The sequence below is a fragment of the Paenibacillus sp. 01T442 genome (assembly GCF_056398345.1).
The window spans coordinates 1-301 of record NZ_JBFTPF010000235.1 but is presented as its reverse complement, the minus strand read 5'-3'; the positions used below and the strand labels follow the sequence as shown (position 1 = coordinate 301).

Here is a 301-nt window from a genome sequence, read left to right as displayed (position 1 = left end):
GTTTACAACACCCGAAGTCGGTGGGGTAACCCGCAAGGGAGCCAGCCGCCGAAGGTGGGGTAGATGATTGGGGTGAAGTCGTAACAAGGTAGCCGTATCGGAAGGTGCGGCTGGATCACCTCCTTTCTATGGAGACTCGGTCTTGATAAGACCAGTCAAGTGATATATARGGATCTTTAATCGTAGATTAAAGTCTCTCATTATTCACACAAACCGCTTACTCACTCGTGTTCAGTTTTGAAAGAGCAATCTTTCAAACATACCGATATTTCTGAAATAACAGGAAAAACCAGGAAAAACT

The 301-nt window shown here is 45.0% G+C and carries 1 rRNA gene; it reads left to right on the top strand.

From position 1 onward, the window contains the following. Window positions 1–126 (top strand): 16S ribosomal RNA (locus tag AC1DLM_RS35615); the annotation flags it as partial. Window positions 127–301 lie beyond the last annotated feature (175 nt).